General features: G+C 72.6%; 11 protein-coding genes and 1 tRNA gene. 6 read left to right on the forward strand and 6 right to left on the reverse strand.

Going from position 1 to position 16,957, the window contains the following annotated elements:
- Positions 1-5 precede the first annotated feature (5 nt).
- Both LO771_RS03845 and LO771_RS03850 read left to right on the forward strand, forming a co-directional pair.
- Positions 6-974, forward strand: a complete 969-nt coding sequence (locus tag LO771_RS03845; RefSeq protein ID WP_230648344.1) for an ABC transporter ATP-binding protein — start codon at positions 6-8, stop codon at positions 972-974.
- On the forward strand, positions 971-1,687 hold the full coding sequence (locus LO771_RS03850) for an ABC transporter ATP-binding protein (RefSeq protein ID WP_230648151.1): 717 nt from the start codon (positions 971-973) through the stop codon (positions 1,685-1,687). Before LO771_RS03845 ends, LO771_RS03850 begins: the two co-directional genes overlap by 4 nt.
- An 86-nt stretch (positions 1,688-1,773) precedes the next feature.
- Here LO771_RS03850 and LO771_RS03855 read toward each other — a convergent pair whose 3' ends face one another.
- The gene (locus LO771_RS03855; protein WP_230648152.1) at positions 1,774-2,415 is read right to left on the reverse strand and encodes an ANTAR domain-containing response regulator; all 642 of its coding nucleotides are present in this window, start codon (positions 2,413-2,415) and stop codon (positions 1,774-1,776) included.
- A 93-nt stretch (positions 2,416-2,508) separates the two neighbouring features.
- On the opposite strand from LO771_RS03855, the gene LO771_RS03860 reads away from it, so the two are divergent.
- Both LO771_RS03860 and LO771_RS03865 read left to right on the forward strand, forming a co-directional pair.
- A tRNA-Leu gene (locus tag LO771_RS03860) sits at positions 2,509-2,591 on the forward strand.
- Between the two features lie 315 nt (positions 2,592-2,906).
- Positions 2,907-3,500 (forward strand): helix-turn-helix domain-containing protein, encoded by a 594-nt coding sequence (locus tag LO771_RS03865; RefSeq protein ID WP_308188824.1) that lies wholly within the window; start codon positions 2,907-2,909, stop codon positions 3,498-3,500.
- A 190-nt stretch (positions 3,501-3,690) separates the two neighbouring features.
- Here LO771_RS03865 and pyk read toward each other — a convergent pair whose 3' ends face one another.
- The gene (gene pyk / locus LO771_RS03870) at positions 3,691-5,133 is read right to left on the reverse strand and encodes a pyruvate kinase (protein WP_230648154.1); all 1,443 of its coding nucleotides are present in this window, start codon (positions 5,131-5,133) and stop codon (positions 3,691-3,693) included.
- Positions 5,134-5,419: 286 nt separating this feature from the next.
- Between pyk and LO771_RS03875 the strand changes: the two genes are divergently transcribed.
- A complete protein-coding gene (locus tag LO771_RS03875; protein WP_230648155.1) occupies positions 5,420-7,240 on the forward strand; it encodes a bifunctional UDP-sugar hydrolase/5'-nucleotidase in 1,821 nt (606 codons plus the stop codon).
- 162 nt (positions 7,241-7,402) lie between these two features.
- Positions 7,403-8,296 (forward strand): hypothetical protein, encoded by an 894-nt coding sequence (locus LO771_RS03880; protein ID WP_230648156.1) that lies wholly within the window; start codon positions 7,403-7,405, stop codon positions 8,294-8,296.
- A 118-nt stretch (positions 8,297-8,414) separates the two neighbouring features.
- Here LO771_RS03880 and LO771_RS03885 read toward each other — a convergent pair whose 3' ends face one another.
- The 4 genes from LO771_RS03885 to lgt all read right to left on the reverse strand — a co-directional run bounded on the left by LO771_RS03885 (position 8,415) and on the right by lgt (position 16,937).
- On the reverse strand, positions 8,415-9,875 hold the full coding sequence (locus tag LO771_RS03885; RefSeq protein WP_230648157.1) for a glutamate synthase subunit beta: 1,461 nt from the start codon (positions 9,873-9,875) through the stop codon (positions 8,415-8,417).
- Positions 9,868-14,526: a glutamate synthase large subunit gene (gene gltB / locus LO771_RS03890; RefSeq protein ID WP_374228057.1), complete on the reverse strand. Its 4,659-nt coding sequence runs from the start codon at positions 14,524-14,526 to the stop codon at positions 9,868-9,870. The genes LO771_RS03885 and gltB overlap by 8 nt, the downstream gene beginning before the upstream one ends.
- 442 nt (positions 14,527-14,968) lie before the next feature.
- A complete protein-coding gene (locus LO771_RS03895) occupies positions 14,969-15,694 on the reverse strand; it encodes a VIT1/CCC1 transporter family protein (RefSeq protein WP_230648348.1) in 726 nt (241 codons plus the stop codon).
- Positions 15,695-15,899: 205 nt separating this feature from the next.
- Positions 15,900-16,937, reverse strand: a complete 1,038-nt coding sequence (gene lgt / locus LO771_RS03900) for a prolipoprotein diacylglyceryl transferase (RefSeq protein WP_230648158.1) — start codon at positions 16,935-16,937, stop codon at positions 15,900-15,902.
- Between the last annotated feature and the right edge of the window lie 20 nt (positions 16,938-16,957).

Genomic DNA, 16,957 nt, shown 5'->3' on the forward strand with positions numbered 1-16,957 from the left:
CCACCATGACCACCGACACCCTCACCACCCCCGCCGGCCCCGGCGCCCCCGCCCCCGGGACCCCGCTCCTCCAGGCCAGCGGCGTCACCATGCGGTTCGGCGGACTCACGGCCGTCAACAACGTCGACCTCACCGTCAACACCGGCGAGATCATCGGGCTCATCGGGCCCAACGGCGCCGGCAAGACCACCTTCTTCAACTGCCTCACCGGCCTCTACGTCCCCACCGAGGGCACCGTCACTTACCAGGGCGCCGTCCTGCCCGCCAAGCCCTTCAAGGTCACCCAGGCCGGTATCGCCCGCACGTTCCAGAACATCCGGCTCTTCCCCAACATGACAGTCCTCGAGAACGTCATCGTCGGCCGCCACTGCCGCACCCGGCAGGGCCTCCTCTCCGCCCTCCTGCGCGGCCCCGGCTTCCGCCGCAGCGAGGCCGAGTCCCGCGAGAGGGCCATGGAGCTCCTCGCCTTCGTCGGCCTCGACGGCAAGGCCGACCACCTCGCCCGCAACCTCCCCTACGGCGAGCAGCGCAAGCTGGAGATCGCCCGCGCCCTCGCCAGCGACCCCGGCCTCCTCCTGCTCGACGAGCCCACCGCCGGCATGAACCCCCAGGAGACGAGGGTCACCGAGGAGCTCATCTTCGCCATCCGCGACCAGGGCGTCGCCGTCCTCGTCATCGAGCACGACATGCGGTTCATCTTCAACCTCTGCGACCGCACCGCCGTCCTCGTCCAGGGCCAGAAGCTGGTCGAGGGCGACTCCGCCACCGTCCAGAGCGACGAACGGGTCATCGCCGCCTACCTCGGCACCCCCTTCGAGGGCGCCCCCGGCGCCGACGAGGCCGCCGAGGTCGCCGCCGCCGAGGAGCACGCCGCCGGGGCCGCCGCCGAGCCCGCAACCGGGGCCGCGAGCGACGGCACCACCGAGGACAGCGCCCCCCGCACCACCCCCGCCTCCCAGGAGGACCCCAAGTGACCGCCCTGCTCGAAGTCGAGGACCTCCGCGTCGCCTACGGCAAGATCGAAGCCGTCAAGGGCATCAGCTTCAAGGTCGACGCCGGCGAGGTCGTCACCCTCATCGGCACCAACGGCGCCGGCAAGACCACCACCCTGCGCACCCTCTCCGGACTCCTCAAGCCCGTCGGCGGGCAGATCCGCTTCGAGGGCAAGCCCCTCAACGGCGTCCCCGCCCACCGGATCGTCTCCCTCGGCCTCGCCCACTCCCCCGAGGGCCGGCACATCTTCCCCCGGATGACCATCGAGGAGAACCTCCTCCTCGGCGCCTTCCTCCGCCGCGACGCCGCCGGCATCCAGAAGGACGTCCGGAAGGCCTACGACCTCTTCCCCATCCTCGGCGAACGCCGCAGGCAGGCCGCAGGCACCCTCTCCGGCGGCGAGCAGCAGATGCTCGCCATGGGCCGGGCCCTCATGTCCCAGCCCAAACTGCTCATGCTGGACGAGCCCTCCATGGGCCTCTCCCCCATCATGATGCAGAAGATCATGTCCACCATCACCGAGCTGCGCGCCACCGGCACCACCATCCTGCTCGTCGAGCAGAACGCCCAGGCCGCGCTCTCCCTCGCCGACCAGGGCCACGTCATGGAGACCGGCCGCGTCGTCCTCTCCGGCACCGGACGCGACCTCCTCCACGACGAGTCCGTCCGCAAGGCCTACCTCGGCGAGGACTGACCCGCACCCCGCACGCACGGAGGGGCCCGGCCGCACCAGCGGCCGGGCCCCTCCGTGCACGGACCCCGCGAGGACGCCGGAAGGGGCTACTGCTCGTCCTCGGACTTCTTCCGGTCCTGCGCCTCGCCCTCCTCGATCACGGCCTCCGCCACGGCCCGCATCGTCATCCGGCGGTCCATCGACGTCTTCTGGATCCAGCGGAACGCCGCCGGCTCCGACAGGCCGAACTTCGTCTGCAGCACGCTCTTCGCCCGGTCCACCAGCTTCCGCGTCTCCAGCCGCTGGTTCAGGTCCGCGATCTCGTCCTCCAGCGCCCGGATCTCGGTGTACCGCGACACCGCCATCTCGATCGCCGGCACCAGGTCGCTCTTGCTGAACGGCTTCACGATGTACGCCATCGCACCCGCGTCCCGCGCCCGGTCCACCAGCTCGCGCTGCGAGAACGCCGTCAGCATGAGCGTCGGCGCGATGTGGGCCTCGTGGATCCGCTCGGCGGCGGACAGGCCGTCCAGGACCGGCATCTTGACGTCGAGGATCACCAGGTCGGGGCGGAGCTCCTCGGCGAGCTTCACCGCCTCCTCGCCGTCCCCGGCCTCACCGACGACGGTGTAGCCCTCCTCCTCCAGCATCTCCTTGAGGTCCATGCGGATCAGCGCCTCGTCCTCGGCGATGACGATGCGGGTGATCTGGGACGACACGGGCTCGTTCTGCTCGTCGGCGGTGCTCACGGGGCTCCTCGTTCAGGCCGGGTGCTGCATGCACGAGGGTATCCACACACGTCCTCCGACACACACACGGTAGGCTGCTCAGCGACACCCCCGGCCGGGTTGGTGGAACGGCATACACGGATGTCTCAAACACATCTGCCCGAGAGGGCTTGCGGGTTCGAATCCCGCACCCGGCACCCTCGGACGCGCGTCAATCACCCGGAAGAGCCATACCGGCGGATCTGATCTGACGCACTCCACCCGATCGAATGCACGTTCCCCGAACGCCTTGAGCCGCCTCGCGGGGATCTCGCATCGTGGACGCCATGACATGGCCGATCGAAATCCGCAATCAGGTCCTCCGGGACTGCCGGGCGGGAGAACCGTACCGGGAGGTCTCCGCGCGCTACGGAATTCCGCGCGGCACGGTGGGGTACTGGGTGCACCGGGACAGGGTGGTGCGGGGCGTCCCCGCGCCTCCTCGCGAGAGCTTCTGCCCCAGGTGCGACGGAGTGCCTTTCCCGGAGGACGCCTACGCCTATGTCCTCGGCCTGTATCTGGGCGACGGGCACATCGTGTCCAGGAAGAGGCAGCACCACCTGGCGATCTCCTGCTGCGACGCCTGGCCGGGCCTGATCGAGGCCGCGGAGGCAGCGGTGAAAGCGGTCCTCCCCCGGTACGCCACCCGTCGGCGCAGGCGGAGAGGATGCACCGACGTCGAGTCGCACACCCGGCACTGGGTGTGCATGCTCCCCCAGCACGGCCCCGGCAGGAAGCACGAGCGCGAGATCGCCCTGGCGTCCTGGCAGCGGGAGATCGTGCGGCGCCACCCGTGGCCCCTCATCCGGGGGCTGATCCACTCCGACGGGTGCCGGATCACCAACTGGGCCACGCGGACGGTGGCGGGCGAGAGGAAGCGGTACGAGTACCCGCGGTACTTCTTCACCAACACCTCCGCCGACATCGTGCGGCTCTTCACCGACACGCTGGACGCCGTGGGCGTGGAGTGGCGGGTCGCGCGGCGGGTCGGCGCGGCGGTGAACGTGTCGGTGGCGCGGCGGGGGTCGGTGGCGCTGATGGACCGGTTCGTGGGGGCGAAGTACTGAGGCCCGGGCGCCGCCGGGGGTGGTGGGGCGTCCGGGCCCTGCAGGGCTGCGGCGTCGGGGTGTGCGCCGCGGAGGGGCACGGGCCGGTGGGGCCGGTGCCGGGGCTGGTGCGGTGGTTCAGGTGGTTCGGGTGGTGCGGTGGTTCAGGTGGTGCGAGCGGTACGGGCGGTGCCCGTGGTGGTGCGGGGTGTCAGTGCTGCCGGGGGGCGTCGTCCTCGCCGACGTGGTGGACGCGGACGAGGTTGGTGCGTCCGGCGAGGCCGGGCGGGGAGCCGGCGGTGATGACGACGGTGTCGCCCTTCTGGCAGCGGCCGATCCTCAGGAGCTGGGCGTCGACCTGCTCGACCATCTCGTCGGTGTTGGCGGCGAGGGGGCCGAGGAAGGTCTCGACGCCCCAGGTGAGCGCGAGGCGGCTGCGGACGGCGGGTTCATAGGTGAAGGCGAGGACGGGGATGGGCGAGCGGTAGCGGGCGAGGCGGCGGGCGGTGTCGCCGCTCTGGGTGAAGGCGACCAGGAACTCGGCGTCGAGGAAGTCGCCGATCTCGGCGGCCGCGCGGGCGACGGCGCCGCCCTGGGTGCGGGGCTTGCCGGAGGCGGCGAGCGGGGGAAGGCCCTGGGCGAGGACGTCGTCCTCGACGGCGGTGATGATGCGGGCCATGGTCCTGACGGTCTCGACGGGGTACTTCCCGACGCTGGTCTCGCCGGAGAGCATGACGGCGTCCGTGCCGTCGAGGACGGCGTTGGCGACGTCGCTGGCCTCGGCGCGGGTGGGGCGGGAGGCGTTGATCATCGAGTCGAGCATCTGGGTGGCGACGATGACCGGCTTGGCGTTGCGGCGGGCGAGGGCGATGACGCGCTTCTGGACGAGGGGGACCTGTTCGAGGGGCATCTCGACGCCGAGGTCGCCGCGGGCGACCATGAAGCCGTCGAAGGCCTCGATGACGGAGTCGAGGTTGTCGACGGCCTGAGGCTTCTCGATCTTGGCGATGACGGGGACGCGGCGGCCCTCCTCGTCCATGACGCGGCGGACGTCGTCGGCGTCGCGGCCGGTGCGGACGAAGGAGAGGGCGACCATGTCGGCGCCGGTGCGGAGGGCCCAGCGCAGGTCTGCGACGTCCTTGTCGGAGAGCGCGGGGACGCTGACGGCGACGCCGGGGAGGTTGAGCCCCTTGTGGTCGGAGACCATGCCGCCCTCGATGACGATGCAGTGGACGCGGGGTCCGTCGACCTCGGTGACCTCGAGGGTGACGCGGCCGTCGTCGACGAGGATGCGTTCGCCGCGGGTGACGTCGGCGGCGAGGCCGCGGTAGGTGGTGCCGCACATGGTGCGGTCGCCCTCGACGCCGTCCTCGGTGGTGATGGTGAAGTCGTCGCCGCGTTCCAGGAGGACGGGGCCCTCGGCGAAGGTGCCGAGGCGGATCTTGGGTCCCTGGAGGTCGGCGAGGATGCCGACGCTGCGGCCGGTCTCGTCGGAGGCCTTGCGGACGCGGCGGTAGCGTTCTTCGTGCTCGGCGTGGGTTCCGTGGCTGAGGTTGAGGCGGGCGACGTCCATGCCGGCGTCGACCAGGGCCTTGATCTGGTCGTAGCCGTCGGCGGCGGGCCCGAGGGTGCAGACGATTTTTGCTCGGCGCATGGTCCGAGCCTAGGGATTACCGGCGCGTAGGGCCGAAGCGTCGGCGGTCCGCCACATGTCGGTCAGCGGACGCGTGGCTGAACTCTGCGGATACGGGGGCGGCGGGGTGTCTTTGCCTGGCGCTCATCCGATCGAAACCTGAAGGGTCTATCGCGGGGGGCTGATGGGGGTGCAGACTTCTACGCGCGTCGCCCGGGCGTATCGGCCGGGCGGCGGCCCTCCCCTGTCCCGTTTCGGCCGTTCCTGACCCTTTCCGGCCGATCCCGCCCCGTTCTGGAGAGTATGCATGCCCCTCAACCGTCGTGATTTCGTGGCCCGTTCCACTGCGGCCGCGGCCGGTGCCGCGCTGGCCGGCGGTGTGTCGGCGGCCGCGGCGCAGCCGGCCGGTGCGGCCGAGCCGGCGAGGAAGCCGGGGAGCCGGATCACCGAGTCGTTCACCGTGATGGGGACGACGGACCTGCACGGCAACGTGTTGAACTGGGACTACTTCACGGACGCGGAGTACGACGACAAGGCGCACAACGACGTCGGCCTGGCGAAGATCTCGACGCTGGTGAACGGGATCCGTGAGGAGAAGGGGCGTCACCGGACGCTGCTGATCGACGCGGGCGACACGATCCAGGGCACGCAGCTCAGCTACTACTACGCGCGCGTGGAGCCGATCACGGAGGGCGGCCGGCTGGCGCCGGTGCACCCGATGGCGCTGGCGATGAACCACATCGGCTACGACGCGGCGGCGCTGGGCAACCACGAGTTCAACTACGGCATCCCGGTGCTGCGGGCGTTCGAGAAGCAGTGCGACTTCCCGCTGCTGGGGGCGAACGCGCTGGACGCGAGGACCGAGAAGCCGGCGTTCCCGCCGTACGTGATCCGGACGGTGTCGTCGCACCGGGGCCCGAACATCAAGGTCGGCGTCCTCGGCCTGACGAACCCGGGCATCGCGGTGTGGGACAAGGCGAACGTCCAGGGGAAGATGACGTTCGGCGGCATCGTGGAGCTGGCGAAGGTGTGGGTGCCGAAGCTGCGGGCGGCGGGTGCCGACGTGGTGATCGTGTCGGCGCACACGGGCGCGGACCAGCCGTCGAGCTACGGCGACCAGGTGCCGTGGCCGGAGAACGCGGGTGTGGCGGTCGCGGAGCAGGTGCCGGGCATCGACGCGATGCTGATCGGCCACGCGCACGTGGAGATCCCGCAGCGGATCGTGGTGAACAAGGAGACGGGCCGGAACGTCGTCATCTCGGAGCCCCTGAAGTGGGGCGAGCGGCTGACGCGGTTCGACTTCGACGCGGAGTTCGTGCACGGGTCGTGGGAGGTGACCGGGGTGCGCTCCACGGTCGTCAACTCGAACACGGTGCCGGAGGACCCGGCGGTGGTGTCGCTGCTGGCGGCGGAGCACAAGAAGGTCGTGGCGTACGTCAACCAGGTCATCGGCACCTGCAAGGAGACGCTGTCGATCGCGGAGGCGCCGTTCACGGACACGCCGATCATCGACCTGATCGGGCGGGTGCAGGCGGACGCGGTGAAGGCGGCCCTGGCGGGCACGGCGTACGCGTCGCTGCCGGTGCTGGCGCAGGCGGCGCCGTTCAACCGCACGGCGACGATCCCGGCGGGCGAGGTGAAGCTGCGGGACGCGGCGGGGCTCTACATCTTCGAGAACACCCTGGAGGCACGGAAGCTGACGGGTGCCCAGATCAAGGACTACCTCGAGTTCTCGATGCGGTACTTCGCGCAGGTGCCGGTGGGCGCGCCGGTGGACAAGGCGACGCTGACGAACGCGGGGAACACGCCGGACTACAACTTCGACTCGGTGTACGGGGTGTCGTACGACGTGGACATCTCGAAGCCGGTGGGCCAGCGGATCGTGAACCTGTCCTTCGAGGGGAAGCCGGTCGACCCCGCGGCGGAGTTCGTCCTGGCGGTGAACAACTACCGGGCGAACGGCGGCGGCAACTTCCCGCACGTGGCGACGGCGCCGGTGCTGTGGACGAACTCGGAGGAGATCCGCAACACGATGATCTCGTGGGTGAAGGCGAAGGGCGTCATCGACCCGGCGGACTTCGCCTCGGTGGACTGGCGCCTGGTGCGCGAGGGCGTGCCGGTGTTCTGACGCCCCTCCCCCGGACGCGTCCTGCGGGCGTGCGTCCCGCCCGGGTGCGCCCTGCCGCCCCCGGCCCGGTTCTGCGGAATCGGGCCGGGGGCGGTCGCGTCCCAGGGGCGTCCGCGGGGCCGTCGGGGTTACGCGGGGATGCCGTTCGAGGGGGGATCGGGCATGTCGGCGAGGCGCGTGGCGGCGGTGGTGGCGGCCCTGCTGGTGCTGGGCGGGGGGATCGCGTGGGGGGTGGCGGCGCGGGGGCCGTCGGAGGCATGGTCCGCCCGGCGGGAGCAGGCACTCTTCCGGGACCGGGCGGCGGCGGTGGCACGTGCGTGGCCGGGTTCGGCGGCGGAGCGCGCGTGGCGCTCGGGGTACCACCCGCTGGGGGCGTTGTCGGTGCCGCCGGAGGGCGGGTTCCGCGACGCGGCGGACCGCCGGGCGTTCGACGGGGGCCGGTTCGAGCTGCGGGCGGCGCTGCCGCGGTCGGGCGGCCCGGAGGGGGTGGTGGTGTGGGCGGACGGCTCCCGGGCGTCGGTGTGGGTGCTGTCGGCACAGGACGCCTACACGGGGCTGGCGCGGTTGCGGCCGGCCTGCCCGGCGCGCTGCTCGGGGCACCGCCTGGTGGTGACGGCCGTGCGGCCGGGGACGGCCCGGCTGGCGACCAGCAGGGGCCGGGCGACGGTCCCGGCGTGGCTGTTCACGGTGCGGGGGTACGACCGGCCGGTGGTGCGGGTGGCGACGGCGGGGAACGGCCCGGCCCGGGGTGCGCTGCCGGAGGCGGAGGACTCCGGGCCTGGCAGGGAGGCGGTGGAGTACGTGGCCCCGGCGGCGCCGGGCGACCGGCGGCTGACGGTGGGGACCGGGCACGGCGGGTGCGCCACGGGCTGGGGGGTGCGGGTGTACGAGACCGACCGGGTGGTGGTGGTCGGCGGGTGGAGCCGCGCCGCCGCGGGGGCGTGCACGATGGAGCTGCTGGTGGATCCGGTGACGGTGGCGCTGGAGCGGCCGCTGGGGTCGCGGACGGTGCTGGACGCGGTGACGGCGGCGCCGCTGGAGGCGCGGCCCCGGTAGGGGCCGGACGTGGTGGTGCCGCGGCGCCTGCTCCGGTGCGGTCGGGGTGGGGCAGGCGCCGCGGCGTCGGTGTCCCCGGCCCGCTCCCCCATGGCGGGCCGGGGCCGTGCGGGGCCCGTCAGACGGTGAGGGGCCGGTCGGTGGGCCGGATGGGGGCGGGCAGGGAGGCGGTGCCGCCGAGGTAGGCGTCGACGGCGGCTGCCGCGGAGCGTCCTTCGGCGATGGCCCAGACGATGAGGGACTGGCCGCGGCCGGCGTCGCCGCAGACGAAGACGCCGTCCTGGTTGGTGGCGAACCTCTGGTCGCGGGCGATGTTGCCGCGGGCGTCGAGGTCGACGCCGAGCTGCTCGACGAGGCCGTTGGCCTGGTCGGTGCCGGTGAAGCCCATGGCGAGGGTGACGAGCTGGGCGGGGATGCTGCGCTCGGTGCCCTCGACGGGCTGGAAGCGTCCGTCCCTGAACTCGACCTCGACGAGGTGGAGTTCCTGGACGTTCCCGTGCTCGTCCCCGGTGAAGCGGGTGGTGTTGACGGCGTAGACGCGCTCGCCGCCCTCCTCGTGGGCGGAGGTGACCTTGTAGGTCATGGGCATGGTGGGCCAGGGCTGGTGCTCGGGCCGCTGGTCGGCGGGCCGGGGCATGATCTCCAGCTGGGTGACGGAGGCGGCGCCCTGGCGGTGGGCGGTGCCGACGCAGTCGGCGCCCGTGTCGCCGCCGCCGATGACGACGACGTGCTTGCCGGCGGCGGTGATGGGGGGCTCGACGAAGTCGCCCTCCTGCACCTTGTTGGCGAGCGGCAGGTACTCCATGGCCTGGTGGATGCCGTTCAGCTCGCGGCCGGGGACGGGCAGGTCGCGGGCGGTGGTGGCGCCGGCGGCGACGACGACGGCGTCGAAGCGCTCGCGGAGCTGCTGGCCGGTGATGTCCTCTCCGACGTGGACGCCGGTGCGGAAGCGGGTGCCCTCGGCGCGCATCTGCTCGACGCGCCGGTTGACGTGCCGCTTCTCCATCTTGAACTCGGGGATGCCGTAGCGCAGCAGGCCGCCGACGCGGTCGGCGCGCTCGTAGACGACGACGGTGTGGCCGGCGCGGGTGAGCTGCTGGGCGGCGGCGAGGCCGGCCGGGCCGGAGCCGACGACGGCGACGGTCTTGCCGGAGAGGCGGTCGGGGATCTGCGGCGTGACGTCGCCGTTCTCCCAGGCCTTGTCGATGATGGTGACCTCGACGTTCTTGATGGTCACCGGGTTCTGGTTGATGCCGAGGACGCAGGCGGACTCGCAGGGTGCGGGGCAGAGCCGGCCGGTGAACTCGGGGAAGTTGTTGGTGGCGTGGAGGCGCTCGATGGCGCCGGCCCAGTCGTCGCGCCAGGCGAGGTCGTTCCACTCGGGGATGAGGTTCCCCAGCGGGCAGCCGTTGTGGCAGAACGGGATGCCGCAGTCCATGCAGCGGCCGGCCTGCTTGGTGATGATGGGGAGCAGGCTGCGCTCGACGTAGACCTCGTTCCAGTCCCGGATGCGGACGTCGACCGGCCTGCGCTCGGCGTGCTGCTGCGGGGTGGTGAGGAATCCCTTCGGGTCAGCCATGAGCCGCCTCCATCATCTTCGCAGTGGTCTCGGACTCGGAGAGTCCGTCGCGCTCGGCGGCTTCCTTGGCGGCGAGCACTGCCTTGTAGTCCCTGGGCATGATCTTGGAGAACCGGGAGACGCCGGCGCCCCAGTCGGCGAGGAGGGCGGCGGCGACGGTGGAGCCGGTCTCCTCGTAGTGCTGCTGGACGGTCTCGCGCAGCCAGGCGCGGTCGGCCTCGTCGGGGGCCTCGATGCCGACCATGCCGCCGTTGACGTGGGAGGGCCGCAGGTCCAGGACGTAGGCGACGCCGCCGGACATGCCGGCCGCGAAGTTGCGCCCGGTCTCGCCGAGGACGACGACGCGTCCGCCGGTCATGTACTCGCAGCCGTGGTCGCCGACGCCCTCGACGACGAGGGTGGCGCCGGAGTTGCGGACGGCGAAGCGCTCGCCGGCCTTGCCGCGCAGGTGGATGCGGCCGGCGGTGGCCCCGTAGCCGATGGTGTTGCCGGCGATGACGTGGTTCTGGGCGTCGGCGCCGATGGCGGCGGCGTCGCGGGAGGGGCGGACGACGAGGACGCCGCCGGAGAGGCCCTTGCCGACGTAGTCGTTGGCGTCGCCCTCCAGGCGCAGGGTGACGCCGCGGGGGACGAAGGCGCCGAAGGACTGGCCGGCGGAGCCGGTGAAGGTGACGTCGATGGTGCCCTCGGGCAGGCCCTCGCCGCGGTACCGCTTGGTCACCTCGTGGCCGAGCATGGTGCCGACCGTGCGGTTGACGTTGCGGATGGGGAGCTGGACCCGGACGGCCTCGCCGTGCTCCAGCGCCTCGGCGCACAGCGTGATGAGCTGGTTGTCGAGGGCCTTGTCGAGTCCGTGGTCCTGCTCGGTGGTGCGGTGCAGGGCCGCGCCCTCGGGGAGGGCGGGGACGTGCAGCAGGGGGGCGATGTCGAGTCCGGCGGCCTTCCAGTGGTCGACCGCGCGGGTGGCGTCGATGAGCTCGGCGCGGCCGACGGCCTCCTCGACGGTGCGGAAGCCGAGCTCGGCGAGGAGCTCGCGGACCTCCTCGGCGATGTACTCGAAGAAGGTCTCGACGAACTCGGGCCTGCCGGTGAACCGCTCGCGCAGGACGGGGTTCTGGGTGGCGACGCCGACGGGGCAGGTGTCGAGGTGGCAGACGCGCATCATGATGCAGCCGGAGACGACGAGCGGCGCGGTGGCGAAGCCGAACTCCTCGGCGCCGAGGAGGGCGGCGATCACGACGTCGCGGCCGGTCTTGAGCTGGCCGTCGGTCTGGACGACGATGCGGTCGCGCAGGCCGTTGAGGAGCAGGGTCTGCTGGGTCTCGGCGAGGCCGAGCTCCCAGGGGCCGCCGGCGTGCTTGAGGCTGGTGAGGGGGGAGGCGCCGGTGCCGCCGTCGTGTCCGGAGACGAGGACGACGTCGGCGTGGGCCTTGGAGACGCCCGCCGCGACCGTGCCGACGCCGACCTCGGAGACGAGCTTCACGTGGATGCGCGCGGCCGGGTTGGCGTTCTTGAGGTCGTGGATGAGCTGGGCGAGGTCCTCGATGGAGTAGATGTCGTGGTGGGGCGGCGGGGAGATGAGGCCGACGCCGGGGGTGGAGTGCCGGGTCCTCGCGACCCAGGGGTAGACCTTGTGGCCGGGGAGCTGGCCGCCCTCGCCGGGCTTGGCGCCCTGGGCCATCTTGATCTGGATGTCGTCGGCGTTGACGAGGTACTCGCTGGTGACGCCGAAACGGCCGGAGGCGACCTGCTTGATCGCGGAGCGGCGCGCGGGGTCGTGGAGGCGCTCGGGGTCCTCGCCGCCCTCGCCGGTGTTGGACTTGCCGCCGAGGCGGTTCATGGCGATCGCGAGGGTCTCGTGGGCCTCGGCGGAGATGGAGCCGTAGGACATGGCGCCGGTGGAGAACCGCTTGACGATCTCGGAGACGGGCTCGACCTCGTCGATCGGGACCGGCGGGCGCTCGCCGTCCTTGAGCCTGAACAGGCCGCGCAGGGTCATGAGCCGCTCGGACTGCTCGTTCACGCGCCCGGTGTACTGCTTGAAGATGTCGTAGCGGCGGGCGCGGGTGGCGTGCTGGAGCCGGAAGACGGTCTCGGGGTCGAAGAGGTGGGGCTCGCCCTCGCGGCGCCACTGGTACTCGCCGCCGATCTCCAGGGCGCGGTGCGCGGAGGAGAGGCCGGAGGCGGGGTAGGCCTTGGCGTGGCGGGCGGCGACCTCGCGGGCGACCTCCTCCAGGCCGATGCCGCCGAGCTTGGTCGTGGTGCCGGCGAAGTAGGCGTCGACCAGCTCCTGGGAGAGGCCGATGGCCTCGAAGACCTGGGCGCCGCGGTAGGAGGCGACGGTGGAGATGCCCATCTTGGACATGACCTTGAGGACGCCCTTGCCGAGGGCCTTGATGAGGTTGCGGATGGCGCGCTCGGGCTCGACGCCCTCGATGAAGACGCCGGAGCGGACCTGGTCCTCGACGGACTCCATGGCGAGGTAGGGGTTGACCGCCGCCGCGCCGTAGCCGATGAGGAGCGCGACGTGGTGGACCTCGCGGACGTCGCCGGCCTCGACCAGCAGGGACACCTGGGTGCGCTGCTTGGTGCGGATGAGGTGGTGGTGGACGGCGGAGGTGAGGAGCAGGGAGGGGATGGGGGCGTGCTCGGCGTCGGAGTGCCGGTCGGAGAGCACGATGATGCGGGCGCCGTCGGCGATGGCGGCGTCGGCCTCGGCGGCGATCCGCTCCAGGCGGTCGGCGAGGGCCGCCCCGCCGCCGGAGACGCGGTAGAGGCCGGAGAGGGTGACGGCCTTGAGGCCGGGCTGGTCGCCGTCGGCGTTGATGTGGACGAGCTTGGCGAGCTCGTCGTTGTCGATCACCGGGAAGGGCACGGCGACGGTGCGGCAGGACGCCGGCTCGGCCTTGAGGAGGTTGCCCTCGGGGCCGAGGTTGGAGGCGAGGGAGGTGACGAGCTCCTCGCGGATGGCGTCCAGCGGCGGGTTGGTGACCTGGGCGAAGAGCTGGGTGAAGTAGTCGAAGAGCAGCCGCGGCTTCTCGGACAGGGCGGCGATGGGCGTGTCGGTGCCCATGGAGCCGATGGGCTCGGCGCCGGTGCGGGCCATGGGGGCCAGCAGGACGCGCAGCTCCTCCTCGGTGTAGCCGAAGGTCTGCTGGCGGCGGGTGACCGAGGCGTGGGTGTGGACGATGTGCTCGCGCTCGGGGAGGCGGCCGAGCTGGATCTGCCCGGCGGCGAGCCACTCGGCGTAGGGGTGCTCGGCGGCGAGGGCGGACTTGATCTCGTCGTCCTCGACGATGCGGTGCTCGGCGGTGTCGAGCAGGAACATCCGGCCGGGCTGGAGGCGGCCCTTGCGGACGACGTTCTCCTGGGGGATGTCCAGGACGCCGACCTCGGAGGAGAGGACGACGAGGCCGTCCTCGGTGACCCAGTAGCGGGCCGGGCGCAGGCCGTTGCGGTCGAGGACGGCGCCGATCTGCGTGCCGTCGGTGAAGGTGACGCAGGCCGGGCCGTCCCAGGGCTCCATGAGGTTGGAGTGGTACTGGTAGAAGGCCCGGCGGGCCGGGTCCATCGTGGCGTGGTTCTCCCACGCCTCCGGGATCATCATCAGCACCGCGTGCGGCAGGGAGCGGCCGCCGAGGTGGAGGAGCTCCAGGACCTCGTCGAAGGAGGCGGAGTCGGAGTGGTCGGGGGTGCAGACCGGGAAGATCCGGTCGAGGTCCCCCGGGATGAGGTCCGTGGCGAGCTGGGACTCGCGGGCGCGCATCCAGTTGCGGTTGCCCTTGACCGTGTTGATCTCGCCGTTGTGGGCGACGAAGCGGTACGGGTGGGCGAGCGGCCAGCTCGGGAAGGTGTTGGTGGAGAACCGGGAGTGGACCAGGCCGAGGGCGGAGGCGTAGGAGCGGTCGGAGAGGTCCGGGAAGAACGGCTCCAGCTGCCCGGTGGTGAGCATGCCCTTGTAGACCAGGGTGCGGGCGGAGAGCGAGGGGAAGTAGACGCCGGCCTCGCGCTCGGCGCGCTTGCGGACGACGAAGGCGACCCGGTCGAGGGCGATGCCGGTGCGGCGGCCCCCGGTGTCGGCGGCGCCCGAGGCGCTGCCCGCGTCCGCGGGGCTCGTACCGCTGCTCGCGTCCGCGAGGCTCGTACCGCTGCTCGCGTCCGCGAGGAAGAGCTGCCGGAAGCGGGGCATGACCGAGCGGGCGGTGGCGCCGAGCAGGTCGGGGGTGACGGGCACGTCGCGCCAGCCGAGGACGGTGAGGCCCTCCTCGGCGGCGATGGCCTCGATCCTCTCCACGGCGGCGGCGTCGGCGGCGTCCTCGTCGGGGAGGAAGGCGATGCCGACGGCGTAGGCGCCCGCGGGGGGCAGTTCGAAGGCGGTGTTGGCGCGGAGGAACGCGTCGGGCACCTGGGTGAGGATGCCGGCGCCGTCGCCCGAGTCGGGCTCGGATCCGGTGGCGCCGCGGTGCTCGAGGTTGCGGAGCACGGTGAGCGCCTGCTCGACGATGCGGTGGTCCGCGGTGCCGGTCAGCGTCGCCACGAAGCCCACGCCGCAGGCGTCGTGCTCGTTGCGCGGGTCGTACAGGCCCTGGGCAGCGGGGCGCGCGTCCTTCACGGCCGCATAGGGCCCGGAGCGCATGGACGCAGACAGCATCGGCTCTCCCGTCGTCGTCTTTTGGCTGTTCGCTTGCGCCAGAGAGACGACGTTGGCCCTCTGCGATTTCGTGCAGGTTACATGATGCCGGGCGTACCGGGAAGTGGAATACCGCGTCCAGGATGTGGACGCACGCCCTGGTCAGGCGCTATTACCCGCCGGTAGGGGCATCCGGTGACGACGAAGGGTCACCCGCACGTCCCCGGAAGTGTGCCCCTTGCGATACAGGGTGAAACCGCAGCGAAACACCTGCGTTGCAGGCGGGCCGCGCGACGCTGCGCCGGGCCCCGCGAGGGGCCGCCCGCCTGGTCCTCCGATGGTAGGGGAGGCGGCACCGAAAGCGTCGTGTGTGGAACGTCACTCCGCCCGCCGCATAATCATGCGGCGGGCGGAGGGAGCGGGAGGGGCCGGGCCGGGCTGAGGGGCCGGGCCGGGCGCGGGGTCAGCCGATGCCGCTGCCGATCAGCCGTCCCAGCAGGTAGGTGAGGCCGGCCGCCGAGCCGCCCAGCAGCAGCTGGCGCAGCCCGCTGTACCACCAGGTCCGCGCGGTCACCCGGGAGACGACGGCGCCGCACAGGAAGAGCCCGAGCATCGCCACGGCCAGGGCGGGCAGCAGGGAGGTCGCGCCCAGCAGGTACGGCAGCACGGGCAGCAGCGCGCCCACCGCGAACGCGCCGAAGGAGGAGACGGCCGCCAGCAGCGGCGACGGCAGGTCGTGCGGGTCGACGCCCAGCTCCTCGCGGGCGTGGATCTCCAGCGCCTGGTCGGGGTCGGCGGACAGCTGGCGGGCCACCTCCGCGGCGAGCCGCGGCTCCACGCCCCGCGACACGTACAGCTGCGCCAGCTCGGCCAGCTCGTCGTGCGGGTTGCGGCGCAGCTCCCGCCGCTCCACCTCCAGCTCCGCCTCGACCAGCTCCCGCTGCGAGGCCACCGAGGTGTACTCGCCGGCGGCCATGGAGAAGGCGCCGGCCGCGAGGCCGGCCAGGCCCGCCAGGATCACGGTGGTGCGGGAGGCGTCACCGCCGACGACGCCGGTCATCAGAGCGACGTTGGAGACCAGGCCGTCCATCGCGCCGAAGACGGCGGGGCGCAGCCAGCCGCCGTTGACGTCGCGGTGGCTGTGGTGGTGGGCCTCAGCCGCCACCGTCTCCGCAGCCGGTCCGCCGATCGTCGATGCCACGTGTGTCTCCGTCCCGTCGCCGGGCCCCCGTCCGGGTCCCCGCCGCCCCCTCGCGGGGCTGTGCCACCCCTCGCGGGGCTCTGCCGGAGTCGAACGTAATGCGCGGCGGATTTTCTTTCCAGCAAGGAGAGGCTGACCGTACCCGCTGGTCACGGCGGGTGCGGTCAGCCTCGGACGGGGCGTGCGGGCGGCGTCAGGTGCGCTTGCCGGCCCCCGGGGCGCGGTCGCGGTCCGCGGCGGCGGCCTCCCCGCCGGCCTTCTCCTCGTCGATGCGGGCGGCCTCGGCCAGCGCGGCGTCGGCGGGGCCCCGGCGGGGGGCGGGGCCGTCCGCGGGGTCCTGGGCGGGCGCGGCGGCGGGTGACCCGGGCTCGTCGGCCGCGGCCTCGGCGGCCTCGGGGCTCCCGGCGGCCGCGGGGTCCACGACGGTCTCCCGGCCGGGGCGCAGCCGGGCGGAGACCACCATGTACACGACGGCGCCGACGAAGACGACGATGGACGTCCAGTCGTTGAGCCGCAGGCCCAGGATGTGGTGGGCCTCGTCGACGCGCAGGTACTCGATCCAGAAGCGGCCGACGGTGTACGCGGCGACGTACAGGGCGAAGGCGCGGCCGTGGCCGAGGCGGAAGCGGCGGTCGGCCCAGATGACCAGCAGGGCGACGCCGACGCACCACAGCGACTCGTAGAGGAACGTCGGGTGGTAGGTGGCGAGCGCCTTGGTGGCGTCGGGGCGGTGGTCGTAGTCGATCCGCAGGCCCCACGGCAGGGTGGTGGGCCTGCCGAAGAGCTCCTGGTTGAACCAGTTGCCCCAGCGGCCGCAGGCCTGCGCGAGCGCGATGCCCGGGGCGAGGGCGTCCGCCCAGGCGGGCAGCGGGACGCCGGCGCGGCGGCAGCCGATCCAGGCGCCGACGGCGCCCAGGGCGATGGCGCCCCAGATGCCGAGGCCGCCGTTCCAGATCTTCAGCGCGTCGACCGGGTGCTTGCCGGGGTCGAAGTAGAGCTGGTGGTCGGTGACCACGTGGTACAGGCGGCCGCCGACCAGGCCGAAGGGCACCGCCCAGACCGCCACGTCGCCCACCGTGTGGGCGGCCCCGCCGCGGGCGACCCAGCGCCTGCTGCCGAGCCAGACGGCGACGAAGACACCGATGATGATGCAGAACGCGTACGCGCGCAGCGGGAGGGGTCCGAGGTGGATCACGCCCCGCGACGGGCTCGGGATGAATGCAAGGTCCATGGCAAGGAAGACGCTACCCT

It is taken from the genome of Streptacidiphilus sp. ASG 303 (assembly GCF_020991365.1).
Classification (GTDB): Bacteria; Actinomycetota; Actinomycetes; order Streptomycetales; family Streptomycetaceae; genus Peterkaempfera.